The 17,471-nt window shown below is 68.7% G+C and carries 14 protein-coding genes; 4 read left to right on the plus strand and 10 right to left on the minus strand.

The window, feature by feature from the left end:
• Positions 1 to 107: 107 nt before the first annotated feature.
• Positions 108 to 635: a GNAT family N-acetyltransferase gene (locus M5D76_RS08235; RefSeq protein ID WP_248922904.1), complete on the plus strand. Its 528-nt coding sequence runs from the start codon at positions 108 to 110 to the stop codon at positions 633 to 635.
• A 35-nt stretch (positions 636 to 670) separates the two neighbouring features.
• Here the strand turns inward: M5D76_RS08235 and M5D76_RS08240 are convergent, their stop codons facing one another.
• The 8 genes from M5D76_RS08240 to M5D76_RS08275 form a co-directional block, all read right to left on the minus strand.
• The gene (locus M5D76_RS08240) at positions 671 to 1,861 is read right to left on the minus strand and encodes a M20/M25/M40 family metallo-hydrolase (RefSeq protein ID WP_248922905.1); all 1,191 of its coding nucleotides are present in this window, start codon (positions 1,859 to 1,861) and stop codon (positions 671 to 673) included.
• Positions 1,862 to 1,863: 2 nt separating this feature from the next.
• A complete protein-coding gene (gene hydF, locus M5D76_RS08245; RefSeq protein WP_248922906.1) occupies positions 1,864 to 3,105 on the minus strand; it encodes a [FeFe] hydrogenase H-cluster maturation GTPase HydF in 1,242 nt (413 codons plus the stop codon).
• 72 nt (positions 3,106 to 3,177) lie between these two features.
• Positions 3,178 to 4,629, minus strand: a complete 1,452-nt coding sequence (gene hydG, locus M5D76_RS08250; RefSeq protein WP_248922907.1) for a [FeFe] hydrogenase H-cluster radical SAM maturase HydG — start codon at positions 4,627 to 4,629, stop codon at positions 3,178 to 3,180.
• 74 nt (positions 4,630 to 4,703) lie between these two features.
• On the minus strand, positions 4,704 to 5,777 hold the full coding sequence (gene hydE / locus M5D76_RS08255) for a [FeFe] hydrogenase H-cluster radical SAM maturase HydE (protein ID WP_248922908.1): 1,074 nt from the start codon (positions 5,775 to 5,777) through the stop codon (positions 4,704 to 4,706).
• 116 nt (positions 5,778 to 5,893) lie between these two features.
• Positions 5,894 to 7,882 carry an immune inhibitor A domain-containing protein gene (locus M5D76_RS08260; protein WP_248922909.1) on the minus strand — a complete coding sequence of 663 codons (1,989 nt, stop codon included), beginning with the start codon at positions 7,880 to 7,882 and terminating at the stop codon, positions 5,894 to 5,896.
• On the minus strand, positions 7,875 to 8,309 hold the full coding sequence (locus M5D76_RS08265) for a GTP pyrophosphokinase (protein WP_248922910.1): 435 nt from the start codon (positions 8,307 to 8,309) through the stop codon (positions 7,875 to 7,877). Before M5D76_RS08265 ends, M5D76_RS08260 begins: the two co-directional genes overlap by 8 nt.
• Before the next feature lie 141 nt (positions 8,310 to 8,450).
• Positions 8,451 to 9,068: a hypothetical protein gene (locus tag M5D76_RS08270; RefSeq protein ID WP_248922911.1), complete on the minus strand. Its 618-nt coding sequence runs from the start codon at positions 9,066 to 9,068 to the stop codon at positions 8,451 to 8,453.
• 156 nt (positions 9,069 to 9,224) lie between these two features.
• Complete coding sequence (locus M5D76_RS08275; protein WP_248922912.1) at positions 9,225 to 12,758, minus strand: hypothetical protein; 3,534 nt, start codon at positions 12,756 to 12,758, stop codon at positions 9,225 to 9,227.
• 305 nt (positions 12,759 to 13,063) lie between these two features.
• On the opposite strand from M5D76_RS08275, the gene M5D76_RS08280 reads away from it, so the two are divergent.
• Positions 13,064 to 13,546 (plus strand): (deoxy)nucleoside triphosphate pyrophosphohydrolase, encoded by a 483-nt coding sequence (locus M5D76_RS08280; RefSeq protein WP_248922913.1) that lies wholly within the window; start codon positions 13,064 to 13,066, stop codon positions 13,544 to 13,546.
• 150 nt (positions 13,547 to 13,696) lie between these two features.
• Here M5D76_RS08280 and M5D76_RS09205 read toward each other — a convergent pair whose 3' ends face one another.
• Positions 13,697 to 13,825 carry a hypothetical protein gene (locus M5D76_RS09205; protein WP_283102125.1) on the minus strand — a complete coding sequence of 43 codons (129 nt, stop codon included), beginning with the start codon at positions 13,823 to 13,825 and terminating at the stop codon, positions 13,697 to 13,699.
• A 121-nt stretch (positions 13,826 to 13,946) separates the two neighbouring features.
• Here M5D76_RS09205 and M5D76_RS08285 point away from each other — a divergent pair, with 121 nt between their 5' ends.
• Complete coding sequence (locus tag M5D76_RS08285; RefSeq protein ID WP_248922914.1) at positions 13,947 to 14,390, plus strand: C-GCAxxG-C-C family protein; 444 nt, start codon at positions 13,947 to 13,949, stop codon at positions 14,388 to 14,390.
• Here the strand turns inward: M5D76_RS08285 and M5D76_RS08290 are convergent.
• Positions 14,387 to 16,108 (minus strand): sensor domain-containing protein, encoded by a 1,722-nt coding sequence (locus tag M5D76_RS08290; protein WP_248922915.1) that lies wholly within the window; start codon positions 16,106 to 16,108, stop codon positions 14,387 to 14,389. The genes M5D76_RS08285 and M5D76_RS08290 overlap by 4 nt on opposite strands.
• Positions 16,109 to 16,383: 275 nt before the next feature.
• Between M5D76_RS08290 and M5D76_RS08295 the strand changes: the two genes are divergently transcribed.
• Positions 16,384 to 17,442 carry a GTP pyrophosphokinase gene (locus M5D76_RS08295; RefSeq protein WP_248922916.1) on the plus strand — a complete coding sequence of 353 codons (1,059 nt, stop codon included), beginning with the start codon at positions 16,384 to 16,386 and terminating at the stop codon, positions 17,440 to 17,442.
• The last annotated feature ends 29 nt before the right edge of the window (positions 17,443 to 17,471 follow it).

Genomic DNA, 17,471 nt, shown 5'->3' on the forward strand with positions numbered 1-17,471 from the left:
ACAGGCAAGGCGGCGGAGGCAGTGGGATGCCCCGCCCTCGCCTATCATGTGGGATGAAAGGGTGGCGTCAGGCATGAGGCGCGAAGCCGCGCGAGGGAGGAGCGACCATGCTCGACCGCATCGAACCCGCTGTTGCGGGTGACCTTGAGGCGACCTGGCTGCTTTACGAGAACGTGTGCGCGCACCAGGACCTCGACGCGTACGGCCCGCGCTGGACGCCGGGCGTCTACCCCGCGCGCTCCGACATCGAGGGGCACATCGAGGCGGGCGACCTGTACGTGGGGCACGCGGGCAAGAAGATCGCATGTGCCATGGTCGTAACACCGCACGAGGACCCCGAGTACGCGGGTGTGCCCTGGAAGCTAAAGGCAGCACCCGATGAGGTCGCGGTCATCCACCTGCTCGCCGTGTCGCCCGACTTTCGCGGGCGAGGCCTCGGCGCCGAGCTCGTGCGGGCGGCCATCGACATCGCCAGGCGCGGCGGGGCTCGCGTGATGCACCTCGACGTGGTGCCCGGAAACCTTGCGGCGAGCCGCATCTACGAGGAGGCGGGCTTCTCGCTGGCCTGCACCCACGAGATCTTCTACGAGGACACCGGCCTCATGGCGTTCGACATGTACGAGCTCGCGCTGTAGCGAGCGGACCGATGGCGGCCCGACGCGGCCCCGTGCTATGGCGTGGCGGGGCGGGTCTCACCCCAGACCAGGAGGTGCGCGAGGGCAAGGCCGCGCCCGAGGCTCGCAAGGTCGACCCACTCGCCGCGCGTGTGCATGCCGTCGCCCGCCACGGTGCCCACGCAGATCGCGGGGATGCCGAGGCTGAGCGGGACGTTCGCATCGGTGGAGGCGGACTCGGGCTCGACCGTCTCGCCGCAGGTCGCTCGATACGCCGCGAGGGCGCGCGAGACCAGGGCCCGTTGCGCGCGCTCGTCCACCCCGGCGGCGCCCGGGCGGACGCCGATCTCCTCCAGCGTGACGTCGACGCCGGGGCGCGTGGCCGCCTCGACGAGCGACTCGAGGCCGGAGCGCATGGCGGCAAGCTCGGCCTCGCTGGTGCTGCGGTACTCGACGAGTGCGCTCGCGGACGCGGCGATGGCGTTCACGGTGGTGCCGCCCTCGATGCGGCCGACGTTGACCGTCGTGGACGCACCTCGCTCGAGGTCGTAGAGCCCCTCGATCAGGCGGCTCAGCTCGAGGATGGCGTTGGGCGCGCCGAAGTCGAAGTAGGAGTGGCCGCCGGCGCACGAGACGCCCAGGCGCCAGCGGTGCGAGCCGACGGCCAGGCCCACGACCTCGCCGAGGTGAACGTCGAAGGCGACGTGCTCGCCGACGCGGTCGGCCTCGCGCTCGTAGAGGGCCTTGGTGCCGTCGAGGTTGCCCAGCCCCTCCTCGCAGGAGTTGGCCACGGCGATCACGTCACGCTCGAGGTGCGAGCGCGAGAGCCAGAGGTCGCGGGCCACGAGCAGCATGACGACGAGGTTCGCGGTGTCATCGCCCACGCCGGGGGCGTACATGCGCCCGCCCTCCTCGCGCACGACGTGACGCTCGTCGCCGAACACGACGTCGGTGTGCGCGGAGATGACGAGAGCGCCCTCGGTCGCCGAGTCGCGCGTGGGCGCGAGGCCATGCGTGGGCGCGGGGATGTGCCAGACCACGTTGAGGGCGTCGTCGATCGCGACGTCGGCCTGGCCCGCGGTCTGGGCGAGCACCCAGTCGCGCACCCATGCGGCACGCGCCTGCTCGTGGCGGGTCGGGGCCCCGATGGCCGCGAGCTCGCGCAGCATCTCCGTCGCCTCAGCGTGGCACTCGTGTGCGAAGGCGCGGGCACGAGCGAGGGTATCGCTCTTCTCGGCAAGTTCCATGGCTAGTCCCCCAGGATCTGCGCGATGCCGCCGAGGGGCTCGAGGCTGCGCTCGAGGATGCCCCGCATCTGGGCGATCGCGACGCCGTAGTTGACCATGGGCACGCCGCAGGCGGCCGCGCGCGCCATGCGGTGGGCCATCTCGCGCTCGTTGAGCATGCAGCCGCCGCAGTGGACGACGAGGTCGAAGGGCGTGAGGTCGTCGGGGAACTCGCCGCCGGACGTGAAGGCGAACGTGGGGCTCGCGCCGGCGTGGGCGCGTATCCAGGCGGGCAGCTTGACGGTGCCGATGTCGGCGCACTGGCGATGGTGCGTGCAGCCCTCCGAGATCAGGACGCGGCTCTGGTCGGTGAGCGTCGAGAGCGCGCCGGCGCCGCGAACGAGCGCGGAAAGGCTTCCCTTGTAGCGCGCCATGAGGATCGAGAACGACGTGAGGGGGACGTCCTCGGGCACGTCGCGGGCGACGCGCTCGAAGGCCTGCGAGTCGCAGACGACGAGGCGCGGGGGCGAGACGAGCGTGGCGAGCGTGGCCGTGAGCTCCTCGGGCTGGCAGGTCAGCGCGCTCGCGTGCGCGTCGAGGATGTCGCGCAGGACGAGCTGCTGCGGGAGGATGAGGCGGCCCTTGGGCGCGGACTCGTCGATGGGGACCACGAGGACGACGACGTCGCCGGGCGAGATCAGGTCGGCTATGGGGCGGCGCTGCGGGCGCGCGCCCGAGGCGGCCGCGGCGATGGCCTCCTTCAGCTCGAAGACGCCGAGTCCCTCAGGCGCGCAGACGCTGATTACGGCCGCGGCGCCGGGGAGGTCGTCGGGCGCGGCGCCTGCGGGCAGCGGGCCTGCGGGCGCGCCGGCGAGGTCGGCCTTGGTGCGGGCGACCACGAACGGGACGCCGCGGCGGGCGAGGTCTGCGGCGAGGTCGCGCTCGACGTCGCCGGGGCCGCGCGTGGCGTCGACCACGAGCACGGCCACGTCGCAGCGGCGCAGCGCCTCGCGGGCCTTGCGCACGCGCTTCTCGCCCAGGCCGCCTGCGTCGTCGACGCCCGGCGTGTCCACGATCACCACGGGGCCCACGGGCAGAAGCTCCATGGCCTTGCGCACCGGGTCGGTCGTGGTGCCGGCCACGTCCGAGACCACGGCGAGCTCCTGTCCCGTGACGGCGTTGACCAGGCTCGACTTGCCGGCGTTGCGCCTGCCGACGAACCCGATGTGGACGCGCTCCCCCGAGGGGGTCTCTGCAAGGCTCATGAGGCTCCTCTCCCCTGCCTGACGCGCGGCGGCCGGCGCGCGCTGGCGTGCGCGCGGCGCTCGCGCAGATCGCTAGAACCTGAAGTCGTTGCCCTGGCCGGTGCGGATCTGCTCGATGTGCTCGGCGCAGAGGCGGCGGCGTCCCTCGTCCGGGATGTTCTTGAGCTCGCGCTCGATGAGGCTCCAGCCCAGCTCCTGCGTGTGGGGGCTCGCGTAGTCACAGAGGAACTCCGAGAGCGTCATGAGCGCGTTGGGGTGGCAGTAGTTGTGGATCTGGCCGCTCTTGCAGAAGCTCATGAAGCGGTCGCCCGTGCGGCCGGCGCGGTAGCACGCGGTGCAGAAGCTGGGGATGTGGTCGCACTCCATGAGCCACGCGATGACCTCGTCGAGGGTGCGCTGGTCGCTGACGTCAAACTGCTCGGTGTCGGTGGGGCGCACCTCCTCGGTGTAGCCGCCGACGCTCGTGCGCGAGGCGCCGCTGATCTGCGAGATGCCGAGCTCGAGGGCGCGCCTGCGCACGGCCTCGCTCTCGCGCGTCGAGATGATCATGCCGGTGTAGGGCACGGCGATGCGGATGAGGGCGATGATCTTGGCGAACATGTCGTCGGTGAGCGAGTTGTCGAAGGCCGTCGGGTCGATGTCGTCGGCGGGCTTCACGCGCGGGACCGAGATGGTGTGCGGGCCGACGCCGTTGACGGCCTCGAGGTGCTCGGCGTGCATGAGCAGTCCCGCGAACTCGTAGCGATAGCCGTCGAGGCCGAAGAGGACGCCGAGGCCCAGGTCGTCGATGCCGCCCTCGAAGGCGCGGTCCATGGCCTCGGTGTGCCAGTTGTAGTCGTGCTTGGGGCCCCAGGGGTGGAGCTCCTGGTAGTTCTCCTTGTGGTAGGTCTCCTGGAACAGGATGTAGGTGCCGATCTCGGCCTCCTTGAGGGCGCGGTACTCGTCGACCGTGGTCGCGGCGATGTTGACGTTGACGCGGCGGATGGCGCCCCGCTTGTGCTTGACCGAGTAGATGGTGTGGATGGAGTCGAGGATGTAGTCGATCGGGTTGTTGACCGGGTCCTCGCCGGCCTCGATCGCGAGGCGCTTGTGGCCCATGTCCTGCAGGGCGATGACCTCGTCGCGGATCTCGTCCTGCGTGAGCTTGCGGCGCGGGATGGTCTTGTTGATGGCGTGGTAGGGGCAGTACTTGCAGCCGTTGATGCAGTAGTTGGAGAGGTAGAGCGGGGCGAACAGGACGATGCGGTTGCCGTAGTAGGCCAGCTTGATCTGGCGGGCCAGGCGGAAGATCTCCTCGTTCACCTCGGGGTCGTCGCAGGCGAGAAGGACCGACGCCTCGCGGTGCGAGATAACGGCGCAGTGGTCCTTGTCGGGGTGCAGGTTGGGCTTGCACTTCTCGAGTATCTGGTGGATGAGCTCGAGGTCGTTCTTGTGCTCGTCGGCGTAGGCCAGCGTGTCGAGGATCTCCTGGTGGTTGATGAACTCGTCAGCGCACCGTGACTTCGGGTCGTACTTGTAGGCCATGCTCGTTCCTCTCCTTGTGGGTGTCGGCGCGCGTGCGCCGTTGGTTGTGGTGGGTGCGGTGGGTGCGGCGCCGCTCAGATGGCGGTGCCCGCGGCGGTCGCGTGCGGCGGGTCGCCGCGGTCGACCACCACGCGAAGGCCTATGCCGGCCATGCGGCGCCGCAGGTCGGCCAGGCCCTCGGCGGCCTCGCTTCCCGAACTCGCCTTGCCGTCGTAGAGCAGGTACTTCTCGCGCGCGTCGGCAGGCGACAGGTTGGGCATCACCACGTTCGCGCCCGCGAGCATCCCCCGCTCGCGCCCGTCGCCCTCGACGGTCGCGAGCGCCGTCGTGGCCGGCAGCAGCACGTTTGGGTTCTGCAGGCGCAAAAGCGAGAGCAGGAAGCACGTGAGGTCGGCCGAGCCCGCCGGCTCGTGGGCAAAGGGCGTCGCGTGGTGCGGGACGAACGGGCCGATGCCGCACATCTCCGGGCGGAGCCCCTCGATGAACTTGAGGTCGAGCGCGATGTTGCGCGCGGTCTGGTGGGGCGAGCCCACCATGAAGCCGCAGCCGATCACGAACCCCACCTCGCGCAGGTCGCGCAGGCACGCGAGGCGATGCGCGTGCGACATCTCGGCCGGGTGCAGGCGCGCGTAGTGGGCGGGGTCGGCCGTCTCGTGGCGCAGCAGGAAGCGGTCGGCGCCGGCGTCGTGAAACGCCTGGTAGACCTCACGCGGACGCTCCCCCACCGACAGGGTGACGGCGCAGTCGCCGTGCGCGCGCTTGATGCGCGCCACCACGTCGCAGAGGCGTTCGTCGTCGAAGGCAAGGTCCTCCCCGCCCTGGAGCACGAAGGTGCGAAAGCCCAGCTCGTAGCCCTCGTCCACGCACGCCATGATCTTCTCGGTGGACAGGCGGTAGCGCTGGCAGCTCGCGTTGGAGCGCCTGAGCCCGCAGTAGAGGCAGTCGTTTCTGCAGTGGCTGGAAATCTCGATGAGGCCGCGGACGTACACCGCGTCGCCGAAGACGCGCCGGCGCTCCTCGAAGGCGCGGCGTGCCGCCAGGCCCCGGAGCTCGGAGTCGGCGCCCTCCACGAGGGCCTGGTAGCCCTCGACCGGAAGCGCGCGGCGCTCGGCCAGCTCATCCACCAGGTGGACGAGGTCACTTCTCATGTTCTCCCCTTGTCTTCAGCAGGCGAGAAGAGCGCCCAGCGCCCCCGCGCCCGCTTCGTGTCAGGCAACATGTGAAGTATGGCACAGTCCGGCCCGCACGGGCGCGCCGGTCGCGCCTAGCTGGCGAGGTCGACCCTCACGTGCATGATGGGGCCGGGCTCGTCCGCGAAGTCGAGGTGCGCCCCGATGTAAGCGCGGGCGTTCGTGTCGTCGGCAGCGGAGCCCTCGCCGTAGCGCCAGAGCTGGAAGCTGCCGACGCCCAGCTCGTCGTAGCGCTGCCGCGCGAGCGAGGCGCTCCAGAACGCGGACTCCACGTCGGGCACCTCCTCGAGGGCGAAGTCGAGGGTGTGGCCCGCGGTCGGGTTCTCCCAGTTGGTCGCCATGAGGTACTGCACGGTGATGCCCGGTCGGTGCGTGGCCAGGTTGACGGTGTTGTCGACGGTCTGGTCGGCGAAGACGCGCTCGTCCACGTGCCAGACGACGATGCCGCCGCGCGCACTCGAGCCGTCCGGGAGCGTGCCCGTGCCCAGCGAGGCGTCCTCGAAGGCGTCGAGGAGGCCCTCGTCCTGCCCAGTGGCCTCGCGGTTCTCGATCAGGAAGTACTCGCCGAGCGTGCCGCTCTCGATGCGCAGGACGCTCTTGCCGCCCTCGGCCCCGGCGGCGCGCACCTCGTAGGTGCCCGAGGCCGTGACCTGCTGGGGCTCGAGCCAGCCGAGGCGCGCGAGCGAGTACGGGTCGAATGCGCTCGGCCGCTGCGCGAAGGTGCCGTCGCCGCGCGACACGCGCGCGAGGGAGCCGATGTCCATGATCGAGAGGTAGCCCGGCGTCCAGCCGACCCAAGGCTCGTCCTCGAGGTAGTCGATGTCGTAGTAGTCGGGAAGGCCCAGGTTGTGCGCCAGCTCGTGGCACATGGTGCCCAGGCTGTTGGGCTCGACCGCAAGCACGCCGCGGTCAACCTCCGCGTCATCCACGCGGCTGTCGGGCACGCGCGTGACCTGCTCGCCCATGACGATGGTGTCCTTGGGAAAGGCCGCCAGGCCGCTCTTGCGCCCGGCGCTGCCGAACCACTTGGCGTGCGCCTGCATGCGCGGGAACTCGCCGTCGTCGAGCATCGTCATCCAGTCGCCGTCGCGCTCGAAGCCGGCCATGATGATGCCGACGCCCATCTCGCGGTTACCGAGAAGGCCGTCGCCGTCCTTGTCGTAGGAGCCGAGGTCCACGTACTTCTCGGCCGCGGTGACCGCCTGGCGGACGCAGGCGTCGAAGTCGTCGTCAGCGAGCTCCGCCGCGGCGTCCTCCCCCGAGAGCTCGGAGCTGTCGGCGGCAAACCAGTGGCCGTGGGCGCGCGGTAGCCTCACGTGCACGATGCCGTCGTTCGCGCTGTCCGCCACACACGTGTTGCCGTCGGTCCCATAGGCGCTCTTCTCGGTGGCGGGAACCCAGGTGAAGGAGCCGGTGGACTGCCCGGTGTAGTAGGCGCTCGCGCCGTCGGCGTCCTCGAAGGCGAGCTTGTGCCAGTCGAAGTCGTCGCGGTAGGCGCAGGCGCCCTGGCCCGACTCGTCGCCGTCAAAGCCGACGACCACGAGGACGAGCGGGCGCTCGCCGGTGTGCACGGTCGAGGCCGCGGCCTCCTCCTCGCGCTCGGCCTCCTCCTGCTGCTGCTCGGCCGTGGCCGGCGCGTCGACGGAGGGCGGCTTGAGCACGCTGGGACCGAAGGTGAGGAACGCCGCGAACGCGAGCACGGCGACGAGGGCGAGCACGCGCTTGGCGGTGCCGCCGCGGCGCCTTGGCTTGTCCGCGCCCGCGGCCGAGAGATCGGCGGTCGCGGCGGCGGGGCCGTCGGGGTCGGGGTCGGGCGCGCCGGCGTCGTCGTGTGCGGAGGGCGCACTCGGGACGGGGCCGGCGGGTGCGGGCACAGCGGGGGCGGCGGGGTCGGCGGCCGACTTCGGGTCGGAGGCGGAGTCGGGGGCGGCCGCGGGTTCGGGGACGCTGGCGTCGACCGAGCCGATCACGTCCTCCTCCATGGGCACGCCCATGCCAGCGGGCACCGGCGGCACGCTCTTCTCGGCGTTGTCCTTGCGCGGGTCGCGCGTCTCGTCAGACATGCTCACCTAGCACCTCCAGGGCCTTGTGATACTTCCTGATGCGCTCGCGGTCGCGCTCGGTCGGCGCGTCGAGGCGCGTGAGGTCGCAGTTGTGCCTGAGGTCGGCGACCTTCACGCGGCGCGCGAGCTCGTTCTCGGCGACCGAGGCGACGTACTCGAGGTAGGGCACGCCGGGGTCGTGCGAGAGCAGGTCGATCGCCGCGAGCACCTCGTCGCCCATGCCGGCCGCGCGCAGGTCGTACAGGGTGAGCTCGGTGTCCTCCACCACGTCGTGGAGGAGGGCGACGCAGACCTCGTCCTCGGTCTCCATCTGCTCGGCGACGTGGAACGGGTGAAACACGTAGGGCGCGCCCGCCCTGTCGAGCTGGCCGGCGTGGGCCTCGTAGCAGATCCTGAGGGCGACCTTGGTCTTGGGCGTGTACAGCATGCGGGCTCCTCCGGCCTTGCGCCGTCGCTTCGCGTGGGCATCATCTTCTCACAGAAAGGCGGCGGGGACCCCAAGGTCGCCCGCCGCCGTAGGCAAACTGCGTGTTGACTGTCGCGCCGGGGCGCGGGTCCCTGCGCCCCGCTAGACCTCGTCGGTGAACTCGACGCCGTACCAGCCGATGCCCTCCTCCTTCCAGCCGAGCTTGACGAGCTCGTCGTTCTCGAACTTGCTCGGGGTGTAGTTGTGGGTGCCTGAGACCGCGAACGGGTTGTACTGGCGGTAGATGAGCGTGGTCTCGTTGTCGTCCGAGTACCAGCCGATGCCCTCGTAGGACCAGCCGGCCTCGATGAGCGAGAGGCTCTCGGTCGCGCTCGTGGTGTAGTGGTGGTCGCCGCCGTCGGCATAGGGGTTGTACAGGCGGTAGACCGGCGTCTTGGAGTTGGCGGGAGCATGCCAGCCGATGCCCTCGTCGGTCCAGCCGACGTTGACGAGGCTGTCGCGCTCGTAGGTGCTGGAGGTGTAGAAGTGCTCGCCGGTGTAGCGGTTGTACAGGCGAAGCATGTCATACGCGCGGATGACGATGGGCTTGGGGTCCTCGGACGGGTCGGTGGGGTCGACGGGGTCGACGGGCTGGTCCTCCGACAGCTTGGGGTCGGGCTCGAACGGCATGGCCGTGTCGGCCAGGGCGATCGGCATGGCCGCGGCGACGGTGAGCGCGGCGGTCACCATGGCGACTGCGAACTTGGCGGGATACCTCATGCGAAACTCCCTTCGAAGGAAGACGTCCAGGCTCTTCTCGAAATGGTACCACCCAGCCAGGGTCGCCCGCGAGCACCGCCACGCGAAAGGCGCCCCGCCAGCCGAGGGGTTGTCTCGGCCGACGGGGCGCCCGCTTGGTGCGTGGTGCCTGGGTGGCTAGAGCTCGCCGTCCACTCTGCCGCGACGCAGGGCGAGCGCGCCGCAGAGCGCCACGAGGGCGAGAAGGGCGGCAGCCGCGCTGGGGGCGACGTCGCCGGTGTCGGGCAGGCGCCTCGCGGCAGGCTGCTCCTGCTGCTGGGAGGGCTGCTCCTCGGGCATGGACTGCTCGCTCGTCTCGTCGTCGGTGAATTCCCAGGTGTTCACGAACTCGGTGTTGTTGATGTCGTAGCTGCCGTTGTCGGAGCCGTCGTTCTGCAGTGTGATCGTGATGTTCTCCACGCCGGCCCTGCGGAAGAAGCCGTCCGCGGCGTCGAGCGTGTCGGAGAAGGTCTCGTTCTCGCCGAGGGCGGGAACCTCGACGGCGCGCAGCTCCTGGCCGGTGTCGGCATTGGCGTAGACGAGGCGGGCGCCCTGGGGCACGATGCCGTCGTTGGTGACGGTCGCGGCCACGGACTCCTGGTCGTCCACGACGCGATGGTCGACCTCGAGCGAGAGCGACGGGGCGCCGAAGGAGACGGTCTGCGCCGAGCCCGCGTCCTTCTCGCGCTGGATCTTGCCGGCCGTCACCTCGGCACCCTTGGGCGCGGCGTAGACGGTGAACTCGCGCGCCTTGTCGAAGAAGTCGCGCGGCGGCAGCGTGTAGTCGAAGGTGGCGTTGCCCTCCCCGTCCATGGCGACGGCCTCGTCGGTGCTCGCGACCTTGGTGGCAATGCCGTCCTCGAGGACCCAGATGTCGGAGCCGTCGACGTCGAGCATGCCGTCGTTGACGAAGTGGACGTCGACCGGCATGGACTCGCCGGTGTCGTAGGCGTACTCGTCGTAGTCGACGTCGTCCACGCACAGGTGGCTGAGCGAGGCCGCGGTCGACTGGTTGAGGTTGACCGCGCCGTCGTCTGCGGCCTCGCCCATGCCGTCGAGGGTGGGCTCGGTCGCGAAGATGAACAGGGGCAGGCCGTCGGCATAGGTGGCCGCGTAGTCGGTCACCACGTCGCTGTCGGCCGTCGCCTCGACGACGGACGTCCAGTCGTCGGCGCCGTTGCCGGTCGTGACGAGCGACTGGATGTCGGTCGTGCCGCCGGACGTGACGAGGAACGAGACGTTGCCGTTGCAGTTGCTCCCGAGGTCGCCGGCGATGCGGTAGCTCGACGTGGGGAGGTCGACCGCGGCGCCGTCGAGCACGACCCTGCCCTGGTCATCGGAGCCGCTTGAGCCGTTGATGGAGATGCGCGGGCTCACGGCGTCGTCGCCGGGCTCGCTCAGGATGGCATAGGTCAGCAGGTCCTCGCCGGAGCACTTGGCGAACTGGGCGTTGCCGGCGCGCTGCGCGATCAGGCTCTCCTTGTCGGCCGTCAGGACGCTGACCGAGGAGGTCGCGAGGCGCGCGCCGGGCTCGATCGTCGTCTCGCCCGCGGCGGGGTCGACGCCCTCCTCAAGCGACCACGCGCAGCAGGGCTGGCCGTCGAAGACGCCGATGTCGAAGGAGGACATGGCGCCCGTGAGGGTCTGGGACTCTGCGGACTTCTCCCAGGTTCCGTCAGACGCGCGGTGGTAGAGGCGCACCGTGTGCTCGCCGGCCGCACCGAGGACCTCGCCACTGTCGCCGGTGGTCTGGTTGGTGTACCAGCCGACGTAGAGGTCGCCGCCGACGCTCATCGCCATGGGATTGGAGGGCATGGTGCCCTCCTCGGAGCTCTCCTCGCACACGGTCTCGACCGTGACGACATCCTCAGGCGTGATGGTCGCGACGTTGACGTCGAGCTTGGAGCCCACGTCGGCGATGCTCGCACCCTCGGCGATGGAGCTGTCCGCGGCAAGCCACGAGACGTAGCAGTTCTCGCCGTCCGTCGTGATCGTGGGCGTGTAGTCGGCAAAGGAGCCGCTCTTCTCGGAAACGTCAATTGGCTTGGGCTCGGTCCACTCGCCGTTCACCAGGCGGGAGTAGACGAGCATGCTGCGGTTCTCGTCGTCGCGGCCCTCGGCGCCCGGAACCTGGTCAGCGTCGGCGATGTAGGCGATAACGGGACCGGCGTCGGTCGTGGCGCAGGTGAGCTCGGTCTCCCCGTAGATGCCCCTGCGGATGACGGAGCCGGTGGCGTCGGTGTCGTCGCTGGCCGCGAGCAGGTAGTCGCGCGAGTCGAGCGGGTAGGCCTCGTCGGCCGAGACAGCCAGCGGAGACTCGCCGAGCGCGCTCGCGTCGAGCGGGAATGCGCCCTTGACGCCGCGCGGGAGGCTCTTGCCCTTCTTGGAGGTGTAGACGACCTTCTTGCCCTCGAGGATCTTCCACGTGTAGACCGTGAAGCCGAAGACCTTCGCCTTGGCGCCCAGCTCGCCGTTCAGGACGATGGAGTCGAGGTAGGCTTCGGGCAGGATCTGGAAGTCGATGTCGATGCGGCCCTTGCCGTAGGCGCCGACCGAGGCGACGTACTGCAGGCCAAGCCCAACGTAGAGCTCGAGGCCGGCGTAGGCGCCCAGGCCGAACTTGCCCTCGATGCCCTTGCCCGGCGTCAGCTTGCCGGACAGGACCGCCTTGCCGCCGAGCGTGAAGGTGACGGTGCCCGTGAAGATGAGGTACTGGGCGTGGCCCTCGGCCTTGACGCCCGTGGAGATGATGAGGTTGACCGCGCGGGGTGCGGCGGGGTCCTTGGTGTTGAACTCCATGTAGCCGCAGATGTTCCAGTCGAACTTCTTGCCGCCCCAGGAGCCGAGCTTCTTGCCGCTCCAGCCCTTGTCCATCTCGGAGGTCTTCTTGGCAACGGCCTCGTCGGTGTACTTCTGCCAGACGTTGCCGTTCTTGACGGCGTTGTAGAAGTCCTTGTCCTCGGGGCTGACGTTGATTCCCGCGATGGTGGTGCCGTCGGGGTTGTGCTTGTACTGGATCGGCAGCTTGATGGCACCGAGGTTCATGGTCGTGCCGTCGAGGAACTTGAAGCCTGTGTTCTTGAACGTGTACTGCAGGCCGTTGGAGAAGGACCACTGGCCGCCGTCGGAGCTCATGCCCGGGATGGAATTATTGCCCGCGGGCTTCTGCTCGGCCGCCTTGCCGTTGGTGATGCGCACGTTGAGCTGGCGCTCGTAGCGCTTCACGTAGTTGCCCTTGGAGTCCTTGGTGGACGTGATCAGCTTCACCTTCTGGCCCTCGACGAGCTTGTCGCTCTTGAAGCTGATGGGGTTGGTGTTGAGGTTGCACAGCTCGGTCTGCTTGCCCGACGAGTCCTCGAGGACGAGCTTGCGCAGGCGGTCGCCAGGCCCCAGGCTGCTGTAGGCGTCAGACACGTCGAGGGTGATGTCGGTCCCCTTCGCCATGCTCGAGTCGAGCGTGGCGACCTCCTTGGTGACGTCGATCTCCTTCGCGCTGCTTCCGACCACCTTGAGCTTGGCAGAGTCAGGCCGGTCACTCGACGCGGCGTGCGCCTGCGGGACCTGAGGCACGAGGCCCGAAACGAGGGTCACGGCTAGGAATACCGACAGGATCTTTCTCAGGCGCGTGCGCACATGCGATGGCGTGCGCGCTACTTCGTTCGCTGGGGTCACGGTCTCCTCCATCCAAGGCGGCGTCGCGGCCGGTGCCACGAGCGGATATGCGAATGCAGGGTCATTATACGTGGTCATCAACTAAACAACTGGCAAAACAGGGGTCGCTCGCGGGTCAAGGCATGCGACGGAAACAAGACGGACTCACCTGGTTCAGCCTGCCCGCAATGAGCGCGTGCGCTGCCCCGCCCTCCCCCGCCAGCGCGAATCGTAGAGATCTTCTCGTCTTGCGAAAGACGGGCCGAGGGCGCTGACGTGCGCGGAGTAGACTGTGGCCTCGTGGGCACACGTCAATCGGAGGCAGCATGAAGACGGTCAGGGTCGTCGCGGCAATCATCGAGAACGACAATAAGATCTTCGCGACGCAGCGCGGATACGGCGACTTCAAGGACGGCTGGGAGTTCCCTGGCGGCAAGATCGATGAGGGCGAGACGCCCGAGCAGGCCATCGTCCGCGAGATCCGCGAGGAGCTGGGCTGCACCGTCAGGCCCGAGCGCCTGGTGTGCAACGTGCAGCACGACTACGAGACCTTCCACCTCGACATGGACTGCTTCCTCTGCTCGGTCGAGGAGGGGCACCTCACCCTGCTCGAGCACGAGGATGCGCGCTGGCTCGACGCCGAGCACATCGACTCGGTCGACTGGCTTCCCGCCGACGTCAAGGTGGTCGAGGCCCTCAAGGAGCAGCAGGGCTTCTACGGCGAGGAGAACCTCGCCCACATTCGCCGCTCGATCGCTCAGCTCGACGCCGGCATGGGTCATGCGCGCGAGCTGGTAGATGAGGACTAATAAGAACTTCTCCGACGAGTACTGGGCAGACTACCTCTGGTGGCAAGAGCAGGACACAAAGACCCTTTAGCGAATCAACGCGCCAATCAAGACCATCGAGCGCAAGGGAGTCGCGCAAGGGATTGGCAATCTGCCGCTCCGCCTGTTCCCCTACTGAGCGCCCGACGTGACGTAGTCGAAGAGCTCGTCGGTAATGGTGTGACAGTGCTCCTCGAACGCCTCGACGTCGTAGCTGCGACCCTGCTGCCCCAGCACCCCGCGCATGTCCGCCCTGCCCATCTGCCCTCTCTCCGTCGCTTCCCGTACAGCAGAATTGATCCTACCAGGGTGCCGGTTCGCGATCTAGAGGCTGGCGAAAGGGGCTGGTCCCGATGGCCGTCGAGGCCGCACGTGGGATACCATGTCGCTAGAGACGAGAAAACGCGCGGGCGAGAAGAGCCTGCGCCTTGCAAGGGAGGACGACATGGAGCGCGCGGACAGGGCCGTCGAGATCAAGCACAGCAAGAACAACTGCTGCCAGGCCGTGCTTCTGGCCTTCGCCGACGAGCTCGGCATGACCGAGGAGCAGCTCCGCCAGCTCGGCTCGCCCTTCGGTCTGGGCATGGGCGCCATGGAAGGCACCTGCGGCGCGCTCGTGGGCGCAGAGATGGTGCTCGGCCTCGCCCGCTCCGACGGCGGCCAGATGCGCCGCGACGCCTCGGAGCTGCTCGACCGCTTCGTCGAGCGCTGCGGCGCCGAGCGCTGCGCCGACCTCAAGGGCCGCGACACCGGCGTCATGCTCTGCCCCTGCGACGACTGCGTGCGCAACGCCGTCATCGAGTGCGAGCGGGCCCTTCGGGCCTAGGCGATCGACTCGCCAGCCAGATCGAGGCCTCCATCCGGCGCGGGCTTGCCGAAGAAGTACCCCTGCAGCCTGCCGCAGCCGATGCCCCTCAGGAAGTCAGTCTGCTCGCGCGTCTCGACGCCCTCGGCGAGCGTCTCGATGCCGAGGCTCTCGGCCATGCGCATGAGCTCCATGAGTATGACGCGGCTCTTCCGTGAGTTGGAGAGCTCGCGCGAGAAGTGCATGTCGAACTTGATGAGGTCGAAGTCGAGGCGCTGCAGGACGTCGAGCGACGAGTAGCCGCTGCCGAAGTCGTCCATCCAGACGCTGAACCCAAGCTCGTGCAGGTGGTCGATCTGCTGCTGCATGTAGACGTAGTCGCTGCCGACCACGCTCTCGGTGATCTCGATGTTGACGAGGGCGCGGTCGATGCCGGCCTCGTCGACGCGGCGGCAGATCTCGCCGATGATGTCGCATGCATCAAAGTCTGCGCGCGAGAGGTTCACCGAAACGGGGACGACCTCCTCCCCCGCCGCCTTCCTTGCGACCATCTGCTCGAGCACGAGGTCGAGCACGTGCAGGTCGAGCTTGTGGATGAGACGAGCATCCTCCAGGATCGGAATGAACTCGGCGGGCGAGATCGTCCCGCGCTCGGGGTCGACCCAGCGGGCGAGCGCCTCCCTGTCGCAGACGCGCCGCGTCGCCGACCTCACGATCGGCTGGTAGAAGACCTGGATCCACCCGCGCTCGATGGCGTGGTCAAGGTTCTGGAGGATGTAGGTCCGCCTCAGCACGAGCTCGCGCAGCGCCTCGTCGAAGACGGAGTACGTCGAGACGTACGTCCCGCGGTTGAGGTCGCACGCCATCTTGGCGCGGTCGCAGGCGACGCTGGGGCTGATGCCCTCGTCCTCGCAGACGTAGACGCCAACCCTCACGGGAAGCGACCGGCCTCCGTTGGCCTCCTTGCAGGCGACGAGCAGCTCCTCGAGGCGCGCCTCGATGCCTCGTGCGTCGGCGCACGCGACAAAGTGGTCCTGGCCGATGCGACCGCAGCTCTCGTTGCCGAAGAACCCCACGAGCACCTTGGCGACCGCGCGCAGGAGCTCGTCGCCGGCGGCAAACCCGTACTTGTGGTTGAAGGCCTTCATGCCGTCCAAGTCGAAGAAGAGCACCGCGAGCGTGCGGCCCTCGTCCGCATAGCTCTGGTGGCGCGCCTCCGCGAGCTCGAAGAAGTAGGTCATGTTGGGCAGGCCCGTCAGCGAGTCGTACTGCCCCTCGCGAAGCTGGCTCGCCTCGCGCAGCAGCCGGTTGAACGTCGACGTGATCGGGCTCTCAGCGGAGCCGTCGCGCTCGTAGACGCCCTCGTCGGTGTACCAGACGACGGCCAGTCGCACGCCGTCGGGGGTATAGACGTGCTCGCCGAAGGAGTGCACCACCGAAAACTCGCTCGCCCCCGGCGCCTTCGAGCGGTAGACCACCTCGTAGCGGCCGCCCTCGGTCGCGAAGCGCACGGCGGCGTTGGCGATGCGCGACACATCGTCGGGGTGCGTGTCGCGGTACATGTCGTTGTCCATCACGAAGTAGGCCTCGTCGCGGTCGTCGAACCCGAACAGGTCGCAGAACCCCCTCGAGAGCGCGAGCGTCACGACGCGCCTGTCGACGAACTGGTAGACCGCGAACGGGATGCACGACGCCTCCATGAGGCACAGCGCCGACTCTTCGAAGCGATACCTCTCCATGCCACCACCGATGCGACGTCCCGGGCACGCCGGGGCCATGGTCACGACATCTATACGCTACCATACGACCCACAGAATACGGGCAGGCCCACCACCCCCACTCCGCTGGACGGGCGACTGCGTCCGCGGACGCATCACCGCACGCTCGACCTGCGGATACGATGCCCCTTTGACTATACTCAAGGCAGATGAGAAGAGCTTGCCCCCGGCCGCGACGCGTCCGGGGCAGCACGCACACCCATGCCGCACGACGAGCGCGGCAGACGGGAGAGGCCATGTCCGAGCAAACCAACGCCAAGATCATCGAGAGCTACCACGAGCTCGAGCCCACCCTCAAGTTCGTCGCGGACACGGCGTGGGCAGCCCTCCAGAAGAAGGTCGAGGAGAGCGGCATGATGTGCGCCGGCGTGACCGGCCGAGTCAAGGCCGAGGAGTCGCTCGCGGGCAAGCTCACGCGCAAGGGCACCTACAAGTCCGTGCTCGACGTGACCGACCTCGTGGGTCTGCGTGTCATCACCTACTTCGTCGACGACGTCGAACGCGTCGCCCAAATCGTCGAGGAGCTCTTCGACGTGGAGGAGAAGGACATAGAGGACAAGCGCTCGAAGCTTGCCGCGACCCAGTTCGGCTACCTCTCCCTTCACTGCCTCTGCCGCCTCCCCAAGGGCATGTGCGACGAGGATGCCTATCCCCTTTCGGGCACGCTTCGCTTCGAGGTGCAGATGCGCTCGGCGCTGCAGCACGTCTGGGCCGAGATCGAGCACGACACCGGCTACAAGGCCGAGATCGAGTGCCCGCGGACGTGGAGGCGCTCCTTCAGCCGCGTCGCCAGCCTCTTCGAGCTCGCCGACGACGAGTTCGTCCGCATCCGTGACGGCCTCGACCGCTACCGCCACGACGCGCACGTCCTGATCGAACACGGCCGCCTCGACGAGGTCGCCCTCGACGGCGACACCTGGAACGCGTGGCTCGAGACGCACCCCTTTGACGAGCTCAACGAGCGCATCGCAAAGATCAACGACTCCGAGATCTACGACGTCGACATGCTCGGCTACCTCCCCGCGTTCGAGATGCTCGAGTTCAGCACCATCGGCGACCTCAAGCGCATGGTCGACGAGGACTCCGAGCGCGCCTTCGATCTCGCAGAGCGACAGCTGGGCGGCACCGGGCTCGACATCGTCTCGTCCACGGTCGGCCTGCAGAACCTCTGCGTCGCGCACGCGCTCAAGATGGGCATGGGCGAGGTCGGCCTGCGCCTGCTCTTCGAGAGCCTCGGCACCTCCAGCCACTACGCGGCCCGCCGCGCACAGAGCGTCCTGCGCCTCTGCGAGTAGCGCACGACCAACGGCCGGCCAACGACGTG

The sequence above is a fragment of the Olsenella intestinalis genome, assembly GCF_023276655.1.
Taxonomy (GTDB): Bacteria; Actinomycetota; Coriobacteriia; order Coriobacteriales; family Atopobiaceae; genus Olsenella_J; species Olsenella_J intestinalis.

Excerpts from the sequence above, each read along its gene's own strand:
- M5D76_RS09205 (WP_283102125.1), bottom strand. The coding sequence starts at position 13,825 with ATGGGCAGGGCGGACATGCGCGGGGTGCTGGGGCAGCAGGGTCGCAGC.
- hydE (WP_248922908.1), bottom strand. The coding sequence starts at position 5,777 with ATGAGAAGTGACCTCGTCCACCTGGTGGATGAGCTGGCCGAGCGCCGC.
- M5D76_RS08295 (WP_248922916.1), top strand. The coding sequence starts at position 16,384 with ATGTCCGAGCAAACCAACGCCAAGATCATCGAGAGCTACCACGAGCTC.
- hydG (WP_248922907.1), bottom strand. The coding sequence starts at position 4,629 with ATGGCCTACAAGTACGACCCGAAGTCACGGTGCGCTGACGAGTTCATC.
- M5D76_RS08260 (WP_248922909.1), bottom strand. The coding sequence starts at position 7,882 with ATGTCTGACGAGACGCGCGACCCGCGCAAGGACAACGCCGAGAAGAGC.
- M5D76_RS08235 (WP_248922904.1), top strand. The coding sequence starts at position 108 with ATGCTCGACCGCATCGAACCCGCTGTTGCGGGTGACCTTGAGGCGACC.
- M5D76_RS08290 (WP_248922915.1), bottom strand. The coding sequence starts at position 16,108 with ATGGAGAGGTATCGCTTCGAAGAGTCGGCGCTGTGCCTCATGGAGGCG.
- M5D76_RS08285 (WP_248922914.1), top strand. The coding sequence starts at position 13,947 with ATGTCGCTAGAGACGAGAAAACGCGCGGGCGAGAAGAGCCTGCGCCTT.
- M5D76_RS08240 (WP_248922905.1), bottom strand. The coding sequence starts at position 1,861 with ATGGAACTTGCCGAGAAGAGCGATACCCTCGCTCGTGCCCGCGCCTTC.
- M5D76_RS08265 (WP_248922910.1), bottom strand. The coding sequence starts at position 8,309 with ATGCTGTACACGCCCAAGACCAAGGTCGCCCTCAGGATCTGCTACGAG.
- M5D76_RS08280 (WP_248922913.1), top strand. The coding sequence starts at position 13,064 with ATGAAGACGGTCAGGGTCGTCGCGGCAATCATCGAGAACGACAATAAG.
- hydF (WP_248922906.1), bottom strand. The coding sequence starts at position 3,105 with ATGAGCCTTGCAGAGACCCCCTCGGGGGAGCGCGTCCACATCGGGTTC.
- M5D76_RS08270 (WP_248922911.1), bottom strand. The coding sequence starts at position 9,068 with ATGAGGTATCCCGCCAAGTTCGCAGTCGCCATGGTGACCGCCGCGCTC.